The sequence below is a fragment of the Pseudoalteromonas sp. SR43-5 genome (assembly GCF_014163835.1).
Taxonomy (GTDB): Bacteria; Pseudomonadota; Gammaproteobacteria; order Enterobacterales; family Alteromonadaceae; genus Pseudoalteromonas; species Pseudoalteromonas distincta.
This window is the reverse complement of record NZ_JACJEA010000020.1, coordinates 66952-88527: the sequence shown is the minus strand read 5'-3', so window position 1 is coordinate 88527 and position 21576 is coordinate 66952. Positions and strand designations below refer to the sequence as shown.

The 21576-nt window shown below is 41.2% G+C and carries 18 protein-coding genes and 1 tRNA gene; 7 read left to right on the top strand and 12 right to left on the bottom strand.

Going from position 1 to position 21576, the window contains the following annotated elements; genetic code table 11:
• Nucleotides 1-23 precede the first annotated feature (23 nt).
• The 9 genes from rpoB to deoC all read right to left on the bottom strand — a co-directional run bounded on the left by rpoB (nt 24) and on the right by deoC (nt 8975).
• Nucleotides 24-4049, bottom strand: a complete 4026-nt coding sequence (gene rpoB, locus H5090_RS13240; protein WP_138488388.1) for a DNA-directed RNA polymerase subunit beta — start codon at nt 4047-4049, stop codon at nt 24-26.
• Between the two features lie 271 nt (nt 4050-4320).
• Nucleotides 4321-4683 carry a 50S ribosomal protein L7/L12 gene (gene rplL, locus H5090_RS13235; RefSeq protein WP_002958882.1) on the bottom strand — a complete coding sequence of 121 codons (363 nt, stop codon included), beginning with the start codon at nt 4681-4683 and terminating at the stop codon, nt 4321-4323.
• 76 nt (nt 4684-4759) lie between these two features.
• On the bottom strand, nt 4760-5254 hold the full coding sequence (gene rplJ, locus H5090_RS13230) for a 50S ribosomal protein L10 (RefSeq protein WP_002958881.1): 495 nt from the start codon (nt 5252-5254) through the stop codon (nt 4760-4762).
• A gap of 323 nt (nt 5255-5577) precedes the next feature.
• The gene (gene rplA / locus H5090_RS13225; RefSeq protein WP_002958880.1) at nt 5578-6282 is read right to left on the bottom strand and encodes a 50S ribosomal protein L1; all 705 of its coding nucleotides are present in this window, start codon (nt 6280-6282) and stop codon (nt 5578-5580) included.
• Between the two features lie 3 nt (nt 6283-6285).
• Nucleotides 6286-6714, bottom strand: coding sequence for a 50S ribosomal protein L11 (gene rplK / locus H5090_RS13220; RefSeq protein ID WP_002958879.1), 429 nt, complete (start codon nt 6712-6714; stop codon nt 6286-6288).
• Nucleotides 6715-6928: 214 nt separating this feature from the next.
• On the bottom strand, nt 6929-7492 hold the full coding sequence (gene nusG, locus H5090_RS13215; RefSeq protein ID WP_002958878.1) for a transcription termination/antitermination protein NusG: 564 nt from the start codon (nt 7490-7492) through the stop codon (nt 6929-6931).
• Between the two features lie 4 nt (nt 7493-7496).
• The gene (secE, locus tag H5090_RS13210) at nt 7497-7874 is read right to left on the bottom strand and encodes a preprotein translocase subunit SecE (RefSeq protein WP_002958877.1); all 378 of its coding nucleotides are present in this window, start codon (nt 7872-7874) and stop codon (nt 7497-7499) included.
• 132 nt (nt 7875-8006) lie between these two features.
• Nucleotides 8007-8083: transfer RNA gene (locus H5090_RS13205), tRNA-Trp, on the bottom strand.
• A 148-nt stretch (nt 8084-8231) separates the two neighbouring features.
• On the bottom strand, nt 8232-8975 hold the full coding sequence (gene deoC, locus H5090_RS13200) for a deoxyribose-phosphate aldolase (protein ID WP_182695914.1): 744 nt from the start codon (nt 8973-8975) through the stop codon (nt 8232-8234).
• A 450-nt stretch (nt 8976-9425) separates the two neighbouring features.
• Between deoC and cysG the strand changes: the two genes are divergently transcribed.
• The 6 genes from cysG to cysQ are packed head-to-tail and all read left to right on the top strand — an operon-like array spanning nt 9426 to nt 16388.
• Nucleotides 9426-10853 carry a siroheme synthase CysG gene (gene cysG, locus H5090_RS13195; RefSeq protein WP_024603341.1) on the top strand — a complete coding sequence of 476 codons (1428 nt, stop codon included), beginning with the start codon at nt 9426-9428 and terminating at the stop codon, nt 10851-10853.
• 49 nt (nt 10854-10902) lie between these two features.
• A complete protein-coding gene (gene cysD, locus H5090_RS13190; RefSeq protein WP_002958873.1) occupies nt 10903-11802 on the top strand; it encodes a sulfate adenylyltransferase subunit CysD in 900 nt (299 codons plus the stop codon).
• Nucleotides 11802-13226, top strand: coding sequence for a sulfate adenylyltransferase subunit CysN (gene cysN, locus H5090_RS13185; RefSeq protein WP_182695913.1), 1425 nt, complete (start codon nt 11802-11804; stop codon nt 13224-13226). Before cysD ends, cysN begins: the two co-directional genes overlap by 1 nt.
• 31 nt (nt 13227-13257) lie before the next feature.
• Entirely contained in the window at nt 13258-14982 is a 1725-nt protein-coding gene (locus H5090_RS13180; protein ID WP_182695912.1) for an SLC13 family permease, read from the top strand.
• Nucleotides 14983-15014: 32 nt separating this feature from the next.
• Complete coding sequence (cysC, locus tag H5090_RS13175) at nt 15015-15608, top strand: adenylyl-sulfate kinase (RefSeq protein WP_182695911.1); 594 nt, start codon at nt 15015-15017, stop codon at nt 15606-15608.
• Between the two features lie 9 nt (nt 15609-15617).
• Complete coding sequence (gene cysQ, locus H5090_RS13170; RefSeq protein WP_182695910.1) at nt 15618-16388, top strand: 3'(2'),5'-bisphosphate nucleotidase CysQ; 771 nt, start codon at nt 15618-15620, stop codon at nt 16386-16388.
• A gap of 73 nt (nt 16389-16461) precedes the next feature.
• Here cysQ and H5090_RS13165 read toward each other — a convergent pair whose 3' ends face one another.
• Both H5090_RS13165 and H5090_RS13160 read right to left on the bottom strand, forming a co-directional pair.
• The gene (locus tag H5090_RS13165) at nt 16462-17865 is read right to left on the bottom strand and encodes a P-loop NTPase fold protein (RefSeq protein WP_182695909.1); all 1404 of its coding nucleotides are present in this window, start codon (nt 17863-17865) and stop codon (nt 16462-16464) included.
• Between the two features lie 246 nt (nt 17866-18111).
• Nucleotides 18112-18909, bottom strand: coding sequence for an alpha/beta fold hydrolase (locus tag H5090_RS13160; protein WP_024589582.1), 798 nt, complete (start codon nt 18907-18909; stop codon nt 18112-18114).
• A gap of 445 nt (nt 18910-19354) precedes the next feature.
• On the opposite strand from H5090_RS13160, the gene H5090_RS13155 reads away from it, so the two are divergent.
• Complete coding sequence (locus H5090_RS13155; RefSeq protein ID WP_024603811.1) at nt 19355-20638, top strand: aromatic amino acid transport family protein; 1284 nt, start codon at nt 19355-19357, stop codon at nt 20636-20638.
• Between the two features lie 103 nt (nt 20639-20741).
• On the opposite strand, the gene speD is transcribed toward H5090_RS13155, so the two are convergent.
• Nucleotides 20742-21554 (bottom strand): adenosylmethionine decarboxylase, encoded by an 813-nt coding sequence (speD, locus tag H5090_RS13150; protein ID WP_024597058.1) that lies wholly within the window; start codon nt 21552-21554, stop codon nt 20742-20744.
• Between the last annotated feature and the right edge of the window lie 22 nt (nt 21555-21576).

The window sequence follows — 21576 nt, the reverse complement described above, 5'->3', positions numbered from 1 at the left end:
GTTAACTGCAGCATCTAATTGGCTTAATTTTCTTCCAACTCGATGTTGATACCCAGTGAGCGGATTTCTTTCAACAATACGTTGAACGATTCTGGCATACCTGGCTCCATTTTATGGTTACCATCAACGATGTTTTTATACATCTTAGTACGACCGTTCACGTCATCCGATTTCACTGTTAGCATTTCTTGTAGAGTGTAAGCAGCACCGTAAGCTTCAAGTGCCCATACTTCCATCTCACCAAAACGCTGGCCACCGAACTGTGCTTTACCACCCAGCGGCTGCTGAGTAACAAGGCTGTAAGAACCAGTAGAACGTGCGTGCATTTTATCGTCAACCAAGTGGTTAAGTTTAAGCATGTACATGTAACCAACAGTTACTTGACGTTCAAACTGATCGCCAGTACGGCCATCATAAAGTGTAACCTGACCACTTCGAGGATATCCACCAAGCTCAAGCATGTCTTTGATTTCGCTTTCTTTCGCGCCATCAAATGCAGGAGTAGCTATTGGTAAACCACCTTTTAAGTTTTCAGCTAGACGACGAATTTCGTCATCAGTGAAGCTAGCAATGTCTACAACTTGGCGAGATTCACCAATTTCGTAAGCTTGCTTGATGAATTCACGTAGCTCATGAAGCTCACGTTGTTCTTTCATCATCTCTTCAATACGTTCACCGATACCACGTGCAGCAAGACCCATATGTGTTTCAAGGATCTGACCGATGTTCATACGCGATGGTACACCTAGTGGATTCAATACGATATCTACCGTACGACCTTTGTCATCGTAAGGCATATCTTCTACTGGTACGATAGTCGAGATAACACCTTTGTTACCGTGACGACCCGCCATTTTATCACCCGGTTGGATGCGACGTTTAACAGCTAGGTATACTTTAACGATCTTAAGTACGCCTGGTGCTAAATCATCACCTTGGGTAATTTTACGACGTTTGTTTTCAAACTTTTTATCGTATTCAGCTTTAAGCTCATCGTACTGTGCAGCTAGTTGCTCAAGCTCAGCTTGCTTGTCTTCTTCAGCAAGGCTTTGCGTAAGTACTTTTTCAGCATTAAGAGATGCAAGTTTATCTTCATCAAAACCAGCAGCTATAAGTAGCTTGCGTGCACGGTCTAAAACGCCTGCTTCTAAAATACGGAACTCTTCGTTGAAGTCTTTCTTCGCTTCGCGAAGCTGCATGTCTTCAACTTCTAACGCACGTTTATCTTTTTCAACACCATCACGGGTGAAAACTTGCACGTCAATTACAGTACCAGTTACAGAGTTTGGTACGCGTAAAGAGCTGTCTTTAACGTCAGACGCTTTTTCGCCGAAGATAGCACGTAGTAGCTTCTCTTCAGGTGTAAGCTGTGTCTCGCCTTTAGGAGTCACTTTACCTACTAGGATATCGCCGCCTTTAACTTCAGCACCAATATATACAACGCCTGATTCATCAAGCTTGCCTAGCGCAGACTCACCCACATTCGGGATATCTGCAGTGATCTCTTCAGGACCTAATTTAGTATCACGGGCAACACACTGTAGTTCTTGAATATGGATAGTCGTTAGACGATCTTCTTCAACTACGCGCTCTGATAACAAGATTGAATCTTCGAAGTTGTAACCGTTCCATGGCATGAATGCCACGCGAAGGTTTTGACCAAGGGCTAAGTCACCTAAGTCAGTCGAAGGACCATCTGCTAACACGTCACCACGAGTAACCGGTTCGCCAACCATACAAGTTGGTTTTTGGTTAATACATGTATTTTGGTTAGAACGTGTGTATTTGGTTAAGTTGTAGATGTCGATGCCCGCTTCACCTGGGATGCGTTCTTCTTCATGTACATTTACAACGATGCGACTTGCGTCAGCATACATTACTTCACCACCACGTTTAGCAACGATAGTTACACCAGAGTCTTTCGCTAGTGTTAACTCAATACCAGTACCTACTAACGGTTTATCCGCTTTCAATGTTGGTACTGCTTGGCGTTGCATGTTTGAACCCATCAATGCACGGTTAGCATCATCGTGTTCTAGAAACGGGATAAGTGCTGCCGCTACAGAGATCACCTGTTGTGGTGATACATCCATATACTGCTGGTCCATGCGACCCATAAAGGTAGATTCACCTTTGTGACGACATGGAATAAGTTCATCAACAAACTCATTGGTTTCAGTTAAGTTTGAGTTCGCCTGTGCGATAACAAACTGACCTTCTTCAATGGCTGATAAGTAATCAACTTCATCAGTTACAACACCATCTACCACTTTGCGGTAAGGTGTTTCTAAGAAACCGTAGTCATTTGTACGTGCGTACGTAGACAACGAGTTAATTAGACCGATGTTTGGACCCTCAGGAGTCTCGATTGGACATACGCGACCATAGTGAGTTACGTGAACGTCACGTACTTCAAAGCCTGCGCGTTCACGAGTTAGACCGCCCGGACCTAATGCAGAGATACGACGTTTATGCGTAACTTCTGATAGTGGGTTATTTTGGTCCATAAACTGTGATAACTGAGACGAGCCGAAGAACTCTTTAACCGCTGCCGAAATAGGCTTAGCGTTAATAAGATCTTGTGGCATTATCGCGTCAAGGTCACCTAAGCTTAAACGCTCACGTACAGCACGTTCAACACGTACTAGACCAACACGGAATTGGTTCTCAGCCATTTCGCCAACACTACGTATACGACGGTTGCCTAAGTGATCGATATCATCAACATCGCCTTGACCGTTACGAATAGCAATTAATACTTTCATAACAGACACGATGTCTTCTTTGCTTAATGTGCCTGGGCCTGTGTCTGTATCGTAACCAACACGGCTATTGAACTTCATACGACCTACAGTAGATAAGTCATAACGCTCTTCAGAGAAGAACAAGTTCTGGAATAAGGCTTCAGCCGCGTCTTTCGTCGGTGGCTCGCCTGGGCGCATCATGCGGTAAATTTCTACTAGTGCTTCTAAACGGCTGCTTGAAGAGTCAATGTTCAATGTATTTGACATGTAAGCACCGCTGTCCACTTCATTGATATATAAAGTATCAATTTTAGTGTGACCGGCTTTAACCAATTCAGCCATTAGCTCTAGAGTTAGCTCGTCATTTGCATTTGCAATAACTTCACCAGTTGACTCATCAACATAGTTTTTAGCTACAATACGGCCAATGATGTACTCATGTGGTACTTCTAATTGCTTAATGCCTTTCTTCTCGATGCTCTTGATGTGGCGAGCCGTAACACGACGACCGCTTTCAACAAATACTTCACCGTCTTCGCTCTTGATATCAAAAGCGGCAGTTTCACCACGTAAACGCGAAGGTACAAGTTCCATAAGAACTTTACCATTCGTTACTTCAAACGTAGTGTTATCGAAGAACATATCTAGGATTTCTTCGCTAGAATACTCTAGTGCACGTAGGATGATAGACGCCGGTAATTTACGACGGCGGTCAATACGTACATATAAGTTATCTTTTGCATCAAATTCGAAGTCTAACCATGAACCACGGTAAGGTATAACGCGTGCGTTATATAATACTTTACCCGATGAATGGGTTTTACCGCGGTCGTTATCAAAGAATACACCAGGGCTACGGTGTAGCTGAGAAACGATAACACGCTCTGTACCATTGATTACAAAAGTACCGGTATCTGTCATGAGCGGAATTTCGCCCATGTAAACTTCTTGCTCTTTAATGTCTTTAACTGTGCCTGGTGCTTCTTTGTCCATAACAACAAGACGCAGTTTCACGCGAAGTGGAGCAGAATAAGTCACACCGCGAATTTGACATTCTTTTACATCGAAAACTGGCTCACCAATACGGTAACTTACGTATTGAAGCTCAGAATTTCCCGAGTAGCTTTTAATAGGGAACACAGAACGGAAGGCAGCTTCCAAACCATGATCGCCATCAGCGTCCGGCACTAAGAATTTTTTAAACGATTCTAACTGTGTAGACAGTAAAAAAGGTATATCCAAAACTTGTGGACGTTTACCAAAATCCTTACGGATACGTTTCTTTTCAGAATAAGAGTAAGCCATGGGGTTCCTCAGCTTGCTGATCTTTGACCCGACCTGTTCTTGTAAGAACAGACTTAACTGGCAGCTATGCCAAGATTTTACAACATTTAACTGTTGTTCTAATTAGATCCCACTTTAACACTAGCAAACTATAAAGCGTTGAAAGTAAAGAAAAAATCAGATTTTATTTGAACTAAAAGAGTGCATCACTCTATAGCGCAAAAAGGCCGGTGATTAAATAATCACCAGCCCTTGCCTGATTTCTCAGGCAGCGAACTTAGCAAAAGCTAAATTACTTAACCTCAACTTCAGCACCAGCTTCAGTAAGATCTTTTGCAAGTGCTTCAGCTTCTTCTTTAGATACACCTTCTTTAACAGGTGTAGGAGCAGCTTCAACAAGAGCTTTCGCTTCTTTAAGGCCAAGGCCAGTTGCGCTACGAACAGCTTTGATTGCAGAAACCTTGTTAGCGCCAGCGCCAGTAAGGATTACGTCAAATTCTGTTTTCTCTTCAGCAGCTTCAGCAGCTGGACCAGCTACCATTGCAGCTGCAGCAGTTACGCCGAATTTTTCTTCCATTGCTTCGATAAGAGCAACAACGTCCATTACTGACATTTCAGCAATTGCGTCAAGGATTTGGTCTTTAGATACAGACATTACAAATTTCCTAATAATTAACGGACATTAAGTCCAAATAAATTTTACACCGAAAGTGAGATTAAACAGCTTAAAATTAAGCAGCTTGCTCTTCTTTCTGTACACGTACTGCTTCAATTGTTTTACACAATTTGCCAGCAGACGCTTCTTTCATAGCACTCATTAAGCGTGCAACAGCTTCATCGTATGTAGGTAATGTAGCAAGCATTGCTGCATCAACAACATTTCCTTCAAAAGCGGCCGTTTTAAGCTCGAATTTCTCATTCTTTTTCGCGAAATCTGAAAAGATACGCGCAGCAGCACCTGGGTGCTCTGATGAGAAAGCGATTAAGCTTGGACCAACAAATGAATCAGAAAGACACTCAAAATCTGTTCCTTCAAGAGCACGTTTTGCTAAAGTGTTACGGACAACTTTCATCCAAACACCATTTGCACGAGCTTCTTTACGAAGGGCAGTGATTGCGCCAACTGTTACACCACGAGAATCTGCAACAACTGCAGATAGAGCACCATTGGCTGCTTCGTTGACTTCAGCAACTATTGCTTTTTTGCCTTGAAGATTTAAAGCCATGGGTGTTACTCCTGGTTTAATGGGGGTACCGATTATCGGATTCCCCTGTTCTACTCTTCCCTACCAAACAAGGTAGAGATGCTTTTTACGGCGAGAGCCAGAAGGATTAGGAAAAATCTATCTGGGGTCTACACCGTCTACGTAGGTGAATATTAAGGCCGAAGCCACCTACGGTCTTGGACGGAAGCCCAATTTATCGTTAACCCCAAAGGCTTAACGAAATTATGGACTTCAACCCGAATTCTTTACTTTGCAAATTAATAAATTAATCAACAAAATGGCGCGAAATTATAGTACAAATTTCACGCCATGTAAACACTCAATTAAGCAACAATAGTGCTTAAAGTGTTTTGGTCAACAGAAACACCTGCGCCCATTGTTGTAGAGATAGTTACTTTCTTCAAGTAAACACCTTTAGCTTGAGAAGGTTTAGCCTTCTTAAGCGCAACAATTAGAGCTTCAAGGTTTTGTTGTAACTGCTCTGCAGTGAAATCAACCTTACCAATAGTAGTATGGATGATGCCATTTTTGTCATTACGGTAACGTACTTGACCTGCTTTAGCATTTTTAACTGCTTCTGCAACGTTAGGCGTTACAGTACCAGTTTTAGGGTTTGGCATTAGACCACGTGGGCCTAAGATTTGACCTAGTTGACCAACAACACGCATAGCGTCTGGTGATGCAACAACAACGTCAAAGTTCATCTCGCCTTTTTTAACTAGTTCAGCAAGATCTTCCATACCTACTAATTCAGCACCGGCTTCTTTTGCAGCTTCTGCATTAGCGCCTTGTGTGAATACAGCAACACGAACGTCACGACCAGTACCGTTAGGTAGTACAGTAGCACCACGAACGTTTTGATCAGATTTACGAGCATCGATACCAAGGTTAACGGCAACGTCAACACTTTCTACGAATTTAGCTGTCGCTAACTCTTTTAAAAGAGCAACTGCTTCATTGATTTCGTAATCTTTAGTTACTTCCACTTTTTCGCGGATAGTACGCATACGTTTAGTTAATTTAGCCATTTCTTAGTCCTCTACGTTCAAGCCCATCGCACGCGCAGAACCTGCGATAGTGCGAACCGCTGCGTCCATATCGGCAGCTGTAAGGTCAGTTCGTTTTGTCTCAACAATTTCTTCAAGTTGAGCACGAGTTACTGTGCCTACTTTATCAGTGTTAGGACGGCCTGAGCCTGACTTGATACCAGCAGCTTTCTTAAGTAAGTAAGCAGCAGGTGGCGTTTTCATGTCGAACGTAAATGAACGGTCACCGTAAACAGAGATCACTACAGGAACTGGAGCGCCTTTTTCGATAGACTCTGTACGTGCGTTAAACGCTTTACAGAATTCCATGATGTTTACACCGTGTTGACCTAGTGCAGGACCTACTGGAGGACTAGGATTAGCCATACCAGCGGCAACTTGTAGCTTGATTAGAGCTTCAACTTTTTTAGCCATTATAAATACCTCATTTGGTGGGTCTCAGCCTTGTGCGCGCGAGGACGCGTACTCTAACGGCTTCCCAGTTTAAAAATTGGTTTCGTACTTTTTGTACAGTAAAAAATAAATTTTACCTTAATACAAAAAGGCCGCTGATTATAAGTTAATCAGCGGCCTTTTTCAAGCTTCATGCCAAAATTTAAATAAAAATTAGCGAAGCTTTTTTAATCAATTACTTATCTTGCTCAACTTGACCGAATTCAAGCTCAACTGGCGTAGAACGACCAAAAATAAGTACAGATACTTTTACGCGGCTCTTTTCGTAGTCAACTTCTTCAACTACACCACTGAAATCTGCAAATGGACCATCTGTAACGCGTACAACTTCACCTGGTTCAAATAATGTAGCAGGTTTAGGTGCTTCAGCATTTTCTTGTAGGCGATTAAGAATGCGCTCAGCTTCTTTAGGGCTGATAGGAGCAGGACGATCAGACGTACCACCAATAAAGCCCATAACGCGTTCTGTGCTGTTCACTAAGTGCCAGCTTGCGTCATTCATATCCATTTGTACTAATACATAACCTGGGAAGAATTTACGCTCAGATTTACGCTTTTGGCCAGCGCGCATCTCAACAACTTCTTCAGTTGGTACCAATATCTCACCAAAGCTCGATTCTAGACCTTCGATTTTAATATGTTCAATTAACGTTTGAGCTACACGCTTTTCGTAACCAGAAAAGGCCTGTACTACATACCAACGTAACTTAATTTCTTTGTTCTCGTTCTCATCCGACATGGGATCAGATCTCCAATCCAGTTAAAAAGCCTACAGCGCGGAATAAAATGCCATCTAATCCCCAAAGGATAAGTGCCATAATCACTGTTGCAACCATTACAATTAATGTCGTGTGGGTAGTTTCTTGGCGCGTTGGCCAAATAACTTTGCGTACTTCAATTCGAGCTTCTTTAGCGAAAGCAAGAAAGTTACGTCCCTTAAATGTTTGCGAGGCAATTGCTAATCCGGCCGCTATTGCAACAACAACGCCAATAGCACGTAGTAATACAGATTGATCTGCATACATGTGATTACCAACAACTGCGCCTGCAAGTAGCGCGATTGCTACTAACCACTTTACTGACTCCATCGCACTTGATGGTGTTTCTACATTCGTGCTCATAATATTATTACCTTAACTACAGACACAACAACCCTACACTACGGCAGGGTTAATCCATTAAAATCTAAACTTAAAAACAGACTTAATTTAAACCGGTTTTTAATCTCAGACTACTCAAATAACAAGTAAAACTGGCAGGGGCGGAGAGATTCGAACTCCCAACCATCGGTTTTGGAGACCGCTGTTCTACCAATTGGAACTACGCCCCTGCAAAGTGGATGCCTATTATACTTACGCAGTTCATTAACACAAGCCTAAAAGATACCCACATTGGAAAATCTAATTAATTAATTACATTATTGTTTAAACTGCTAATAATTTAATCGGTTAGATAAACCTACAATCCAAAGATATTGATTATTTCCCTATGGTTTTATAAACGTCACTTAACAAGCTTGAAGCGCCAAACCTAAATGTATTTGCTTGCAAATAATCATCACCCATTATTGCGCGTGCTAGCGCTAAATAATCACTAGCATCGGCCACTGTTTTAACACCGCCGGCCGCTTTAAAGCCCACACGTTTGTTTGAGTTTTTAATGGCTGTTAGCATAATTTTTGTTGATTCAAGCGTGGCATTTACAGCCACTTTACCCGTACTGGTTTTTACAAAATCAGCACCGCCTTCAATTGCAAGCTCCGTGGCTTGAGTAATAAGCGCGACGGTTTTTAGCTCGCCGCTTTCTATTATTACTTTAAGTTGCGCGCGCGACCCACACGCTTTTTTACTTTCGCTTACATAGCTAAGTACAGTTTGAGCATCGCCCGCTATTAGTTTTTTATAAGGAATAACCAAATCAATTTCGTCTGCGCCGCGCTCTATAGCAATAAGTGTTTCGTTAATTACATCACTCAGTGGTGCATCACCTGTTGGAAAGTTAGTAACTGTTGCGACTTTAACATGGTTAAGCTCACGCGCTGCGAGTGCTATTTTTGCATCATCAACAAAGTCGCTATAAACACATACAGCGGCAGGCGTGCCTAAGGTAGGATTTATGCTATCAACAAGTGCTTGAATGCTTTTGGTGGTATCGCTGGTGTTTAAGCTTGTTAAATCCATCAGTGCGACTGCTAATGCGGCATCTTTTTGGTGTTGTGTCATTAGAGCTCCGTTGCTTATGTAATACCAATTTTATTAAAAACATGATCATTTTAGCGTATTAAATAACGCACTAACTAGGTTAAAAACTATTTATATAGAACAACTATGTATCATAATTTTAGCCTTGTTATTGAGCTATTTTCTCGTCGCTATAATAGATCACTAATTTAATGCAATTGGTATAAGTACAAAATTTGATATGCCTCCATATTAACAAATTAAACCAAACTCGCTATAGCTCATAACCAAACACTATAAGCTGGTTATTTTACTTGTAACTCGGCGCAATCCCTTGTTAACTAGCTCTTAGGCCTAAAAAGCCCACCTATTATAACTTTTGGTTATATCAACTTGGTTTTAATTATTTTTTACTTATTGATAGCCGCTATATTCTGCTTATCAGAATAAAGCGTTTTCTTATATTTGAATTTGTTTAGGGGTCTTATTAACGTGCAGTATTTACCTATCTTTACCAAACTCGACAACAAACCAGTATTGGTTGTTGGCGGTGGAGAGGTCGCATTACGCAAATGTCGCGCGTTTTTAAAAGCGAGAGCAAGCGTTACTTTAGTAGCACCTTGGTTTTGCGACGAACTAAAAGAGCATGCACATAATAATGAAGTAACGCTTATTGATGCTTATTTTGATGAATCGCACCTTGATGGCAAAATGCTTGTTATTGCAGCAACCGACCGCGACGAAGTAAACAACAACGTATTTGAACTTGCCAATGCCCGCAATGTGTTTGTAAACGTGGTTGATGACCAACCTAAATGTACGTTTATATTCCCATCCATTGTTGACCGTGACCCAATTACGATTGCTATATCAAGTGCTGGCACAGCGCCCGTACTTGCACGTCGCTTACGCGAAAAGCTCGAAACTCTTATTCCACATCATATTGGGCCACTTGCAACACTTGTAGGCGGCTTTAGAGACAAAGTAAAAAAACGCTTTAAGCATTTTTCAGACCGCCGCCAATTTTGGGAAGGCGTGTTCGACTCATCTGTCGTGAGTAAAGTACAAACCGGCGATACCCAAGCCGCACAGCAGCAACTAGAGCAAATGCTCGATGCGAAAGCAGAACCTGAAGGCGAAGTATATGTAGTAGGTGCAGGTCCTGGCGATCCAGAGCTTTTAACACTTAAAGCACTGCAACTTATGCAACAAGCCGACGTCGTCGTTTATGACTTTTTAGTCTCTGACGAAATTATGGAATTAGTGCGCCGTGATGCTGACCTTATTTGTGTAGGTAAACGCTTAGGCGATCATAGTGTTGTTCAAGAAGATACCAACCAAATGCTGGTCGACCTTGCTAAACAAGGCAAAAAAGTGTGCCGCATTAAAGGTGGCGACCCGTTTATTTATGGTCGTGGTGGCGAAGAAGTACAAGTACTGGCTGCTAACAACGTAAATTATCAAATTGTACCGGGTATTACAGCTGCTGCAGGTTGTAGTGCTTATGCGGGTATTCCGCTTACGCATCGTGACCATGCACAAGCCATTCAATTTGTAACGGGCCACTGTAAAAAAGACGGTCAAGAACTTGATTGGCAATCACTGGCAAAAGCAAATCAAACGCTTGCTATTTACATGGGCGTAATTAAATCGCCGCACATACAAAGCGAGCTTTTAAAACATGGCCGCAAAGCCGACACCCCTGTTGCCATTATCGAAAACGGTACACGTAAAAATCAGCGTGTAGTAACAGGCCAATTAGGCGAACTTGCCGACTTAATTGAACGCAACAGCATTATATCGCCTGCACTACTCATTATTGGCGAAGTAGCCGCCCTGCACTCGCAACTAGCGTGGTTTGGGAAAAACGAGCAAACAAGCAGCTTTGCACAGCCGCTAACAGATGTATCAAATACATAACCGAATTTTAAATTTGTAACTTTTAATCATTTTAGTAGGACGACTAACAATGGCTTTAACTCACCTTCAGCAACTTGAAGCTGAAAGTATCAAAATCATGCGCGAAGTCGCCGCTGAGTTTGAGAACCCAGTAATGCTTTACTCTATTGGTAAAGATTCGTCGGTACTTTTGCACTTAGCGCGTAAAGCATTTTACCCTGCAAAAATTCCGTTTCCGTTATTACACGTAGACACCAACTGGAAGTTTCGTGAAATGATCGAGTTTCGCGACCGTATAGCTAAAGAATATGGCTTTGATCTACTGGTACACAAAAATCCAGAAGGCATTGAAATGGGTGTAGGCCCGTTTACGCATGGCTCGGGTAAACATACCGACATAATGAAAACCCAAGGCTTAAAACAAGCGCTAGATAAATACGGCTTTGATGCTGCATTTGGTGGCGCACGCCGCGACGAAGAAAAGTCACGCGCAAAGGAGCGTGTTTATTCGTTCCGCGACAAACACCACCGTTGGGACCCTAAAAACCAACGCCCAGAGCTTTGGAATACCTACAACAGCCAAGTTAATCCGGGTGAGAGCATTCGTGTTTTCCCATTATCTAACTGGACTGAGCTTGATATTTGGCAATACATTTATCAAGAAAACATCGAAATGGTGCCATTGTACCTAGCTAAAGATCGCCCAGTAGTTGAGCGCGACGGTACTTTGATTATGGTTGACGATGAGCGTATGCCTCTTAATGAAGGTGAAGTACCGCAAATGAAATCTGTACGTTTTCGTACATTAGGCTGCTACCCACTTACCGGTGCAGTTGAATCAACAGCCAGTACTTTAACCGAAATCATCGAAGAAATGCTGCTATCTACGTCATCTGAACGTGAAGGTCGTGTTATTGACCATGATTCAGCCGGCTCAATGGAGAAGAAAAAACGTGAGGGGTATTTTTAATGTCTAGCCAAAATAACGATACATTTAACGAAGTAAAAGAAATAGGCATAGACGCCTACCTAGCACGCCAACAAGACAAAAGCTTATTACGCATGCTTACTTGTGGCAGCGTAGATGACGGTAAATCAACATTGATTGGCCGCCTACTGCACGACAGCCACCAAATTTATGAAGATCAGCTAGCAGCTCTTCATAAAGATAACGAAAAAGTAGGTAACGCAGGTGAAGATCTTGACCTTGCTTTATTAGTTGATGGCCTACAAGCTGAGCGTGAGCAAGGCATTACGATTGACGTAGCGTACCGTTACTTTTCAACGGCTAAGCGTAAATTTATTATTGCCGACACACCTGGGCACGAGCAATACACGCGCAACATGGTAACGGGCGCATCAACAAGCGATGTCGCCATTATTTTGGTTGATGCGCGTTACGGCGTACAAGTACAAACTAAGCGCCATAGCTTTATTTGTGACTCGCTGGGCATTAAACAGTTTGTTGTTGCCGTTAATAAAATGGATATCGTTGATTTTGACGAAACCGTGTATGAAAAAATTAAGGCCGATTACCTTAAATTTGCTGAGCAACTTAACGTATCAAACATTAAGTTTGTGCCTATGTCGGCGCTTAAAGGCGACAACGTAGTAACACGCTCTGCACATACACCGTATTACACCGACAAGCCGCTACTAGAGTTATTAGAAGATTCGCCAGCAGCCGAAACAGATACAGGCTTTGAAGCGCGCCTACCGGTGCAATATGTCGTGCGTCCTAACTTAAACTTCCGTGGTTTTCAGGGCACACTGACATCGGGCAAGATGCACGTAGGCGATGCTATAAGAGTATTACCGTCGGGTAAAACATCAAGCATTAAAGAAATTGTTACCTTTGATGGCAACCTAGACAGCGCCGAAGCAGGCCAAGCAATTACCGTTACCCTAAATAACGAAATTGATATTAGCCGAGGGGATGTAATCGTACCTGCAAATTCAACGGCCGCTGTAACTAACCAGTTGCAAGCTAAAATTGTGTGGATGCATGAATCGCCATTAGTGTTAGGTAAAAGCTATAACCTAAAACTAGGTAGCAAAAACACCTCAGCTATTGTTAAAAAGATTGACTACACAATTGATGTAAACACGCTTGAGCACGGCACTAGCGACTCACTGCAGTTAAACGAAATTGCGATTGTAACGCTTGAACTAACCGAAACTATTTTGGCAGACGAGTACCACAGCAATCACGAAACAGGCTCGTTTATCCTAATCGATCGCTTATCAAACCTAACTGTTGCTGCCGGTATGATTGAGCAAGTACTGCAAAGCCAAACAAAGCAAAGTAACTTTAGCGAATTTGAAGTTGAATTTAACAGCTTAGTACGCAAGCACTTCCCGCATTGGCAAGCGCTTGATATTTCTAAGTTATAAGTTAACTTTAGCCTGTTAGGAATTTAAAAGCATGGTAGAACAGCTCGTTTTAACAGGCATTATGCTTACCTTAGTCGGGTGCCTTTTTGGCACCCGTATTAATCCAGCATGGCTATTTGTAAGCGCTATTGGCACCAGCTACTTAGCAGGGCTAATCGATCTTGAAAGTATGCTAGTTAACTACGCTAACCCGTCGCTTATCACTTTAGTACTATTGGTGTTAGTGTCGACCGCAATAGAAAAAACCACCCTAATTCAAAAGTTAGCGCAATCGCTATCTAAAGGTAGTTTAGTAAAATCTGTAACAAAATTGGGGTTATCAACCGCCTTTTTATCGTCGTTTACTAACAATACCGCCGTTGTTGCATCGCTTATTACCGCGATAAAAGACAACCCTAATCACTCCCCTTCAAAGCTATTATTACCGCTGTCGTACACTGCTATTTTGGGCGGCACTATTACGCTTATTGGTACATCAACCAACTTAATCGTCAATGGCTTTGCAGTTGATGCGGGCATGAAACCGCTAGGCTTTTTTGACTTTACCTTAGTGGGTTTAGGCGCGCTAAGCGTAGGCCTAATTACCATTTTAGTAATGCTTAAATACTTACCCGACAACGGTAAAAGCGACCAAGAAGTCGTGCCTTTTTACCTAGAAGGTAAAGTACAAGCAAGCTCCAAATTAATAGGCCAAACCGTAGAAGAAAACGGCCTGCGTGATTTAAAAGACTTATTCCTTGCTGAAATTATTCGCGACGAGAGCCGCATTTGCGCAGTCACTCCGCAGCAAATTATTCAAAAAGACGACGTGCTGCTGTTTGTAGGTGACATAAAATCGGTGCCATTACTTACCCGTTTCGACGGCCTAAAAGTAGTACACGAGAATCATCAAAAAGACATAGAACACTTAGTAGAAGTAGTCGTAAGTCAATCTTCAAAATTTATTGGTAAAACCGTAAAAGAAGCCCGCTTTAGAGAGCAGTTTCATGCTGCTGTTATTGCCATTCGCCGTGGACATGACCGCTTACAAGGCGGCCTTGGGCAAGTGCAATTACAAGCTGGCGACTCACTTATACTCGCACCAGGCAAAAACTTTTACACTTTGCCTAATTTAAAGCGCGAATTTGTGTATATTTCAGGGTTTGACTTACAAGCCCACCTTGCACCTAAGCAATCAAATATTGTGCTACTAAGCTTTGCCGCAGTACTGGGTTTAAGCATTATTGGCATAGTGCCGCTGGTTAAAGGCTTATTAGTATTACTGATTGGCTTAATGCTCAGCGGCACCATAAAACTTAACGAAGTAAAACGCCGTTTTCCTATCGAGTTATTGGTGGTTGTAGGTAGCGCCATTGGCCTTGCTAAATTAATGATAGGCACCGGACTTGCCGGGCAAATATCCGACGCCATGTTTATGGTACTTGGGGATTTTGGCCCGTACGGCGCGTTTATAGCTATATTTTTAATGACCGTATTATTTACCGAGCTTATAACTAACAACGCAGCTGCTGCCTTGTCGTTCCCTGTTGCTTACTCGCTCGCGGTTGGTTTTAATGTAGACCCACTACCGTTTATTATGGCGGTTGCCTTTGGCGCATCAGCTAGCTTTATATCGCCATTTGGGTATCAAACTAATCTAATGGTTTATAGCGCGGGTAACTATCGCTTAAAAGATTACATAGTGATGGGCTTACCCCTTTCTATTATTTATTCAATCACGGTATTAACCTTGATCCCGCTGGTATTTCCGTTTTAATACCTGCGCTCACAGCATAAGAGACTCTCACTATGGATGAAAATATAGTTTGGCATAACTACGCAACGACAAAAGCACAGCGTAGTGAGCAAAAAAAACATAAGCCCGCTATTTTATGGTTTACCGGCTTTTCAGGCTCTGGCAAAAGCACCGTAGCAAACGCACTAGAAGCGGCGCTTAACCAGCAAGGTACGCACACTTACCTGCTCGATGGCGACAACGTACGCCACGGTTTGTGTAAAGATCTAGGCTTTAGCGACGAAGACCGCATTGAAAACATACGCCGTGTAGGCGAAACCGCTAAATTAATGACCGATGCTGGCTTGTTAGTACTTACTGCGTTTATATCGCCTTTTAGAGCGGAGCGCGACATGGTGCGTAACTTAGTAGATGACGGCGAGTTTATTGAAGTATTTATCGATACCCCACTTGATGTATGCGAAAGCCGCGATCCAAAAGGCTTATACAAAAAAGCCCGCGCTGGAGAGATAAAACACTTCACAGGTATCGATTCAAACTACGAAGTGCCAAACAATCCAGAAATAATTTTAGATACAAGTAAAAACACCCTAGACCAATCGGTTACACAACTGATAACGTATCTAAAACAAAAGCACATAATATAGGTTAACCCCATGAATCAAACCGAACTGCTAGAAGAAACCCTCATCCTTGCCCGCAAAGCAGGCCAAGCGATAATGGGAATTTACGAAAAGGATTTTAACGTTGAGTACAAAGCCGATGAAAGCCCCGTAACCGACGCCGATTTAGCAGCTCATAAACTGATTGTGGCAGGGCTTCAACAGCTCACACCTGATATTCCAATACTCAGTGAAGAAAACGCCGACATAAGCTGGGATGTACGCCAAACGTGGAAAAGCTACTGGTTAGTTGATCCAATCGACGGCACTAAAGAATTTATTAAAAAGAACGGTGAATTTACCGTAAACATCGCCCTAATTAAAAACGGCATTCCTATTTTAGCCGTAGTAGATGCACCTGCCCTTGGCGTATCGTACTTAGCTGCCGAAGCCATTGGCGCATTTAAAGATAAAGGCGATGAGCGAATTGAGCTTAAAGTAACGACTAAACCTAACAAAGGGTTAATTCGAGTTGTAGGCAGCCGCTCGCACCCATCACCCGATTTAGCCGAGTTTGTAAAACGCTTTGATGAGGTTGAAATGGTGTCTAAAGGCAGCTCACTAAAGCTGTGTTTAGTAGCTGAGGGCAGCGCCGATATTTACCCGCGCTTAGGTCCAACTTGCGAATGGGATACAGGCGCAGGCCATGCAATCGCCGAAATAGCCGGTGCTAAAGTCACTAAGCTTGATGGCAGACCGCTTATTTATAACACTAAAGATGAGTACTTAAATCCGTATTTTGTAGTGAGTGCAATAGAAGAGTAAGGGTAGTTTTTAGTGGTTAGCTATCAGTTGTCAGCAAGACAAGTGATAGCTTTAACTACAATAGGACTTTATATTAACTATTGAATTTGAAGCTTTCTAGCATTTCTATCCTCTGCTTTAAACTCTCTAGATCAATCGAATTTCGAAACCCGTCAAAACTTTTTGTTAATTGTACTACATCATATGAATAGCTCTGTTCTTCTGTACTAGCACTTTCATCAGAACTTATATCTTCATGGTACTTTAGTGCTTCTCCAATATTACCGTGGTATCTATCATTTTTTGCTCCAATTAAAGAGCTTTCAATTACTGCGCACGCTCTAGAATCTATTGATTTCAAATTAGGGGTTATTGTATGAAGAACTTTAATCAGCTTTTCTGGTGTATCTCCTCCATTAATATACCCACTATAACTTTCGTAATAGTACTCTTTAGCAACAATCAAGAATGCTAACAAGTCAGGGTAAAGATATACATCTTCCGCTGTAGATTTAACTACTAAATTTACTTTCGCAAATAACTGCTCTACTTCCCTTAAAGACAGTTTTTTAGCTTTCGCCAATAATTTAAAGGTATTCTTTAAGTGATCTTTTTCGTATCTAAATGATTGGTATTGAGTTCTTTTTTGAAAGAAAATATCAAACTCAAATATTTTATAAAGCTGTTCAATAAATGCGTCTAAATCACTCTCAGGCAAAATATACTCAATATCAATAAACCGCCTAAGATAACCCATTGCTTCAAACCCTGCACCATAGACCCCTTTAACGCTATGAGACAGTTGAAGTTTGTCCATTGCAATTACAAATACAAGACCTTCAATATCTAAAAGATGTTTTATTCTCTCTAGTAACTCAATTGCATAAGTAGGTCTGCACCGATCCAATTCATCAATAATAATAAATAATTGGCTTGTAGCTCCATCTCCATTTTTTAAAGCTTTTGATACATTCTCTTTAAAAGAAGTAATAGCCTCTTTACTCTTTGTATAATCATCCAAAAAATCTTTAGATAATCCCTCCGTGAATTTGGCTGCTTCAGCTTCAATTATTTTTTCAGCGTCAATTATTCCAGCAGTAGCAAGCTTTACTAACACGGGTAAACCTTTTTTTAAAATTTGTGCACCTGCACTCTTTGCATTAACCCATGCTTTACTTTTCTCTTTATCTCCCTCAACAAGAGACTCTATTTTTTTATTAACCTCGCCCAGAAATGCTTGCAGTGGATCATTAACGAAATCAGTTTCCCAGGCACTAAAGTAAATTGCCGAACAATCATTTATTTGTAGGTTAGCTTTTAACATCTCCAAAAATGTAGTTTTACCTTGCCCCCAAGGAGCATTCACGGATAAAACAATCGGTGAGCTAATGTTTTTGAGGAGTGTAGTAAAGTTTTCGACATGAGGTTTTCGTCCAAGCTTGTCATTCTCAAAAGGGTCGTTTGGATCAATAATTATTTTATGTGATTTAAATTCCATTTATGTATTCTTCTCCGATTCCAGCATTGAAAGGTCAACTCAAAAAAACTAATCTTATATTCACATCAGAAAGCTCTAATGTAAACATTGCTTATCAATAGGGATGTGCAAGCAAGCTATGCGTTTTTATTACCTTCTCGATTACTACGTACCCCACTCAGAATAACTCCTTTAGGATCAGGTCTTGTTTTGAGTTTAGGGCGAAAATCAAAAAAGAATGTACCGATCCTATTCCTTCTACAACCCTTAACGATTTTGCTGGGCGATAAAAGCAAGCGAGTGCTGATTAAATAAGTCTGGGCGCTCCACATTACAGACATGGCCGCAATGGTGAATAGTTTGCAGTACGCTGTTTTTATGGCGTTTTACCATTTCTTTAACAGGGCCAAGGAACATATGATCTTCTTTGCCCATAATGTACAGAATGGGAATATCAATGTCTTTTTCTTTGAAGTATTGCATTAAAGGGTTTACATCCATGGCTAATTTAAACCATTTTATAAACTCTTTTTGGCACAAGCGTTTTGCTTCACGAACAAACAAAAGTCGAGATTCTTTATGGCGCTTTTTAGGCATCATAATAAAAGCAAATAAGCGATACAGCCACATATAAGGCAGGAAGTGTTTAAAAGTATTACCTAAATAAACCAATGTATTACTGCGAGTATTAAAACGAGTAACCGCTCCACCTAGCACCATGCTAGAAACATATTGCGGCGCAATTTCAGCAATATTTCGAATAATAATTGTGCCCAATGAAATGCCAACAAAGTGTGCGCTGGTGATATTGTTATGATCTAACACATCGATAATGTCTTTAGAGACATTATTAAATGAATAATTATTATCAACAAAGTTTTGTACTAAGTTATTCGATTTACCGTGACCACGAAGATCTAGCAGCAATACATTATATTCTTTTTTATAGGCTTTAAGCTGACGAAACCAAATTGCCGAACTACCACCTGCTCCATGGACAAATACAACCCATGTTTTACTGGTTTCGTGCGCAAAAGTAGTATGGAAGAGAATGTCTTTGCTCATTGCAGTTAGTGGCCTATTTACTTCGTTTGGCATATTCAATTGCAGGAAGTATAACGGAGTTTAATAAAAATCTCTTATGAAGTTGAGATCAATGGCTTCTACTTAACAGCTTTTGGGAGCAGATTCTGATTTTTAAATGCAAACCAATAAAAATGACCAGTCCCTATTTTTACGTTATGAAAACCGCCTATCTCGGCTTTGCTGCTCGCGTGACACTATAGCGTGTTGGGTTTCGCTGCGCTCAAACCAACCTACTTTAAAATTATAATGTGGTGCTGCCGCTTAAGGGTTTGCTCACTTTTACACCGCTGTTTCGTATTCATGACACTTACCCTTCAATTTGGTCTAATTAATTAGTCTACAAATCCTCTCAAAACATGAAATTTTTAGCTAAAAACTATATTCTTGCGCGCGATTATTATTTAAATAATGGATAAACACACACATGACAACATCTCAAGATGCAACGCTTTCAAATGCATCAACAACAGGTGCACACACACCTTCAAACACACCCACTTCTAAATGGAACCTGCACGATACGCAGTGGACTTTAAGCCTTTTTGGTACCGCCGTTGGTGCGGGTATTTTATTTTTACCTATTAACATTGGCATTGGCGGTTTTTGGCCGTTAATTATTTTGGCATGCTTAGCATTTCCAATGACCTTTTGTGCACACCGTGGATTAGCGCGTTTTGTACTTTCATCAAAAAATAAAGATGCCGATTTTACCGATGTAGTTGAAGAGCACTTTGGTGTGACTGCGGGGCGGTTAATTTCTTTATTATACTTTTTATCTATATTCCCAATTTTGCTTATTTACGGTGTGGGCTTAACTAATACCGTTGATAGCTTTATGGTTAATCAAATGGGGATGGAATCACCTTCTCGCGTGTTGCTTTCGGGTGTATTAGTTGCAGGTATGATTAGCTTAATGATGGGCGGCGAGCGCTTAATGCTGCGTGCCTTTGCTATTTTAGTTTACCCGCTTGTGGGTATATTGTTCTTTTTATCACTTTATTTAATCCCAAGCTGGCAAATGCCAGATATGACACTGCCTGAAATGGGCAGCTTTGGTAAAACGTTGTGGTTATCGATTCCTATTATTGTGTTTTCGTTTAGCCACGCAGCGGCTATCTCAAGCTTTGTAAACGTGCAACGCGGTCACTACGGTGAACAAGCTACACATAAGTCTGAGGCGATTTTAAAGCGCACTAGCTTACTACTTATTACCTTTGTACTGTTATTTGTGTTCTCTTGCGTGTTGTCGCTTACAGGCGAGCAAATGGCCGCTGCTAAAGCCGCTAACGTATCGGTTTTATCCTACCTTGCTAATATTACTGATAACTCGTTTATTGCCACACTTGGGCCGCTTGTTGCCTTTATTGCTATTACATCGTCGTTTTTGGGTCACTTTTTAGGGGCACGTGAGAGCTTTACGGGTTTAGTAACTAAACAAACAAGCTTAAGCGCAAAAGCGGCCGATAAAATTGGTGTGCTAATTATGTTTTTAGCTATTTGGTTTTGCGCTGTTAAAAACCCAAGTATTTTAGACATGATGGATCAGTTATCGGGCCCTATCATCGCAATGATCTTATTCATCATGCCAATGATTGCAGTTTATAAAGTGCCTGCACTTCATAAATACCGCAACCGATTAAGCACGCTATTTATATTAGCGGTTGGCTCACTTGCTGTATTTGCACTTATTTACAGCATGATTAATTAATACGCTATATATTCAAAAGCCCAGCTAATTTAATTAGCTGGGCTTTTTTAGCCATAAAAAAATGGCGCTCACTGAGCGCCATTTTTAATTTAATTCGTTGCTATTATTCTGTATCTGGCAGGTTACGGCCATAGAATATTTCTTGCATTTCGCGAGTCAGCTTAGAGCGGATCTCGTCTTCTTCTTCGTCCGATAACTCATCAGTAGAAAGGCCGAATAAATAGGTATTTAAGTCGGTTTCTTTTAACATCATTTTAGTATGGAACAGGTTTTCTTGATACACGTTCACGTCCATCATCTGGTACGCTTCTTTTGTATCTTCTGTCATGAAGTTTTGAATCGAGCTAATAGCATGATCAATGTAGTGCTTAACACCGTTTATGTCGCGGGTAAAACCACGTACGCGGTAGTCTATTGTTACTACGTCTGACTCAAGGCTATGAATTAAGAAGTTTAACGCTTTAAGTGGCGAAATAATGCCACAGGTAGATACTTCAATATCAGCACGGAATGTACAAATACCATCATCAGGGTGAGCTTCTGGGTATGTGTGTACACAAATATGGCTTTTATCTAGGTGTGCAACAACTGAATCAGGTAATGGGCCTGGTGCTTCGTCAGCATCGTAATTTTGCTGCTCTTCTACTGGTTCTTCTGAAACCAAAATAGTTACACTTGCACCTTGCGGTTCATAATCTTGGCGCGCTACATTTAAAATGTTAGCACCAATAATATCAACAACTTCACCTAAAATATCGGTTAGTCTATCTGCACTGTACTGCTCATCGATATATTCAATATATTCTTTACGTTGTTGCTCGGTCTTTGCGTAACAAATATCATAAATACTAAAGCTTAAACTTTTAGTTAAATTGTTAAAGCCATGAAGTTTAAGTTTATCGAAGGGTTTGTTCATAATAAACCAACCTATAAATTAG

Bases quoted from the DNA above. Each gene is read 5' to 3' on its own strand.
- rpoB (WP_138488388.1), bottom strand. From the start codon at position 4,049: ATGGCTTACTCTTATTCTGAAAAGAAACGTATCCGTAAGGATTTTGGT.
- rplL (WP_002958882.1), bottom strand. From the start codon at position 4,683: ATGTCTGTATCTAAAGACCAAATCCTTGACGCAATTGCTGAAATGTCA.
- rplJ (WP_002958881.1), bottom strand. From the start codon at position 5,254: ATGGCTTTAAATCTTCAAGGCAAAAAAGCAATAGTTGCTGAAGTCAAC.
- rplA (WP_002958880.1), bottom strand. From the start codon at position 6,282: ATGGCTAAATTAACTAAACGTATGCGTACTATCCGCGAAAAAGTGGAA.
- rplK (WP_002958879.1), bottom strand. From the start codon at position 6,714: ATGGCTAAAAAAGTTGAAGCTCTAATCAAGCTACAAGTTGCCGCTGGT.
- nusG (WP_002958878.1), bottom strand. From the start codon at position 7,492: ATGTCGGATGAGAACGAGAACAAAGAAATTAAGTTACGTTGGTATGTA.
- secE (WP_002958877.1), bottom strand. From the start codon at position 7,874: ATGAGCACGAATGTAGAAACACCATCAAGTGCGATGGAGTCAGTAAAG.
- deoC (WP_182695914.1), bottom strand. From the start codon at position 8,975: ATGACACAACACCAAAAAGATGCCGCATTAGCAGTCGCACTGATGGAT.
- cysD (WP_002958873.1), top strand. From the start codon at position 10,903: ATGGCTTTAACTCACCTTCAGCAACTTGAAGCTGAAAGTATCAAAATC.
- cysN (WP_182695913.1), top strand. From the start codon at position 11,802: ATGTCTAGCCAAAATAACGATACATTTAACGAAGTAAAAGAAATAGGC.
- H5090_RS13180 (WP_182695912.1), top strand. From the start codon at position 13,258: ATGGTAGAACAGCTCGTTTTAACAGGCATTATGCTTACCTTAGTCGGG.
- cysC (WP_182695911.1), top strand. From the start codon at position 15,015: ATGGATGAAAATATAGTTTGGCATAACTACGCAACGACAAAAGCACAG.
- cysQ (WP_182695910.1), top strand. From the start codon at position 15,618: ATGAATCAAACCGAACTGCTAGAAGAAACCCTCATCCTTGCCCGCAAA.
- H5090_RS13165 (WP_182695909.1), bottom strand. From the start codon at position 17,865: ATGGAATTTAAATCACATAAAATAATTATTGATCCAAACGACCCTTTT.
- H5090_RS13160 (WP_024589582.1), bottom strand. From the start codon at position 18,909: ATGAGCAAAGACATTCTCTTCCATACTACTTTTGCGCACGAAACCAGT.
- H5090_RS13155 (WP_024603811.1), top strand. From the start codon at position 19,355: ATGACAACATCTCAAGATGCAACGCTTTCAAATGCATCAACAACAGGT.
- speD (WP_024597058.1), bottom strand. From the start codon at position 21,554: ATGAACAAACCCTTCGATAAACTTAAACTTCATGGCTTTAACAATTTA.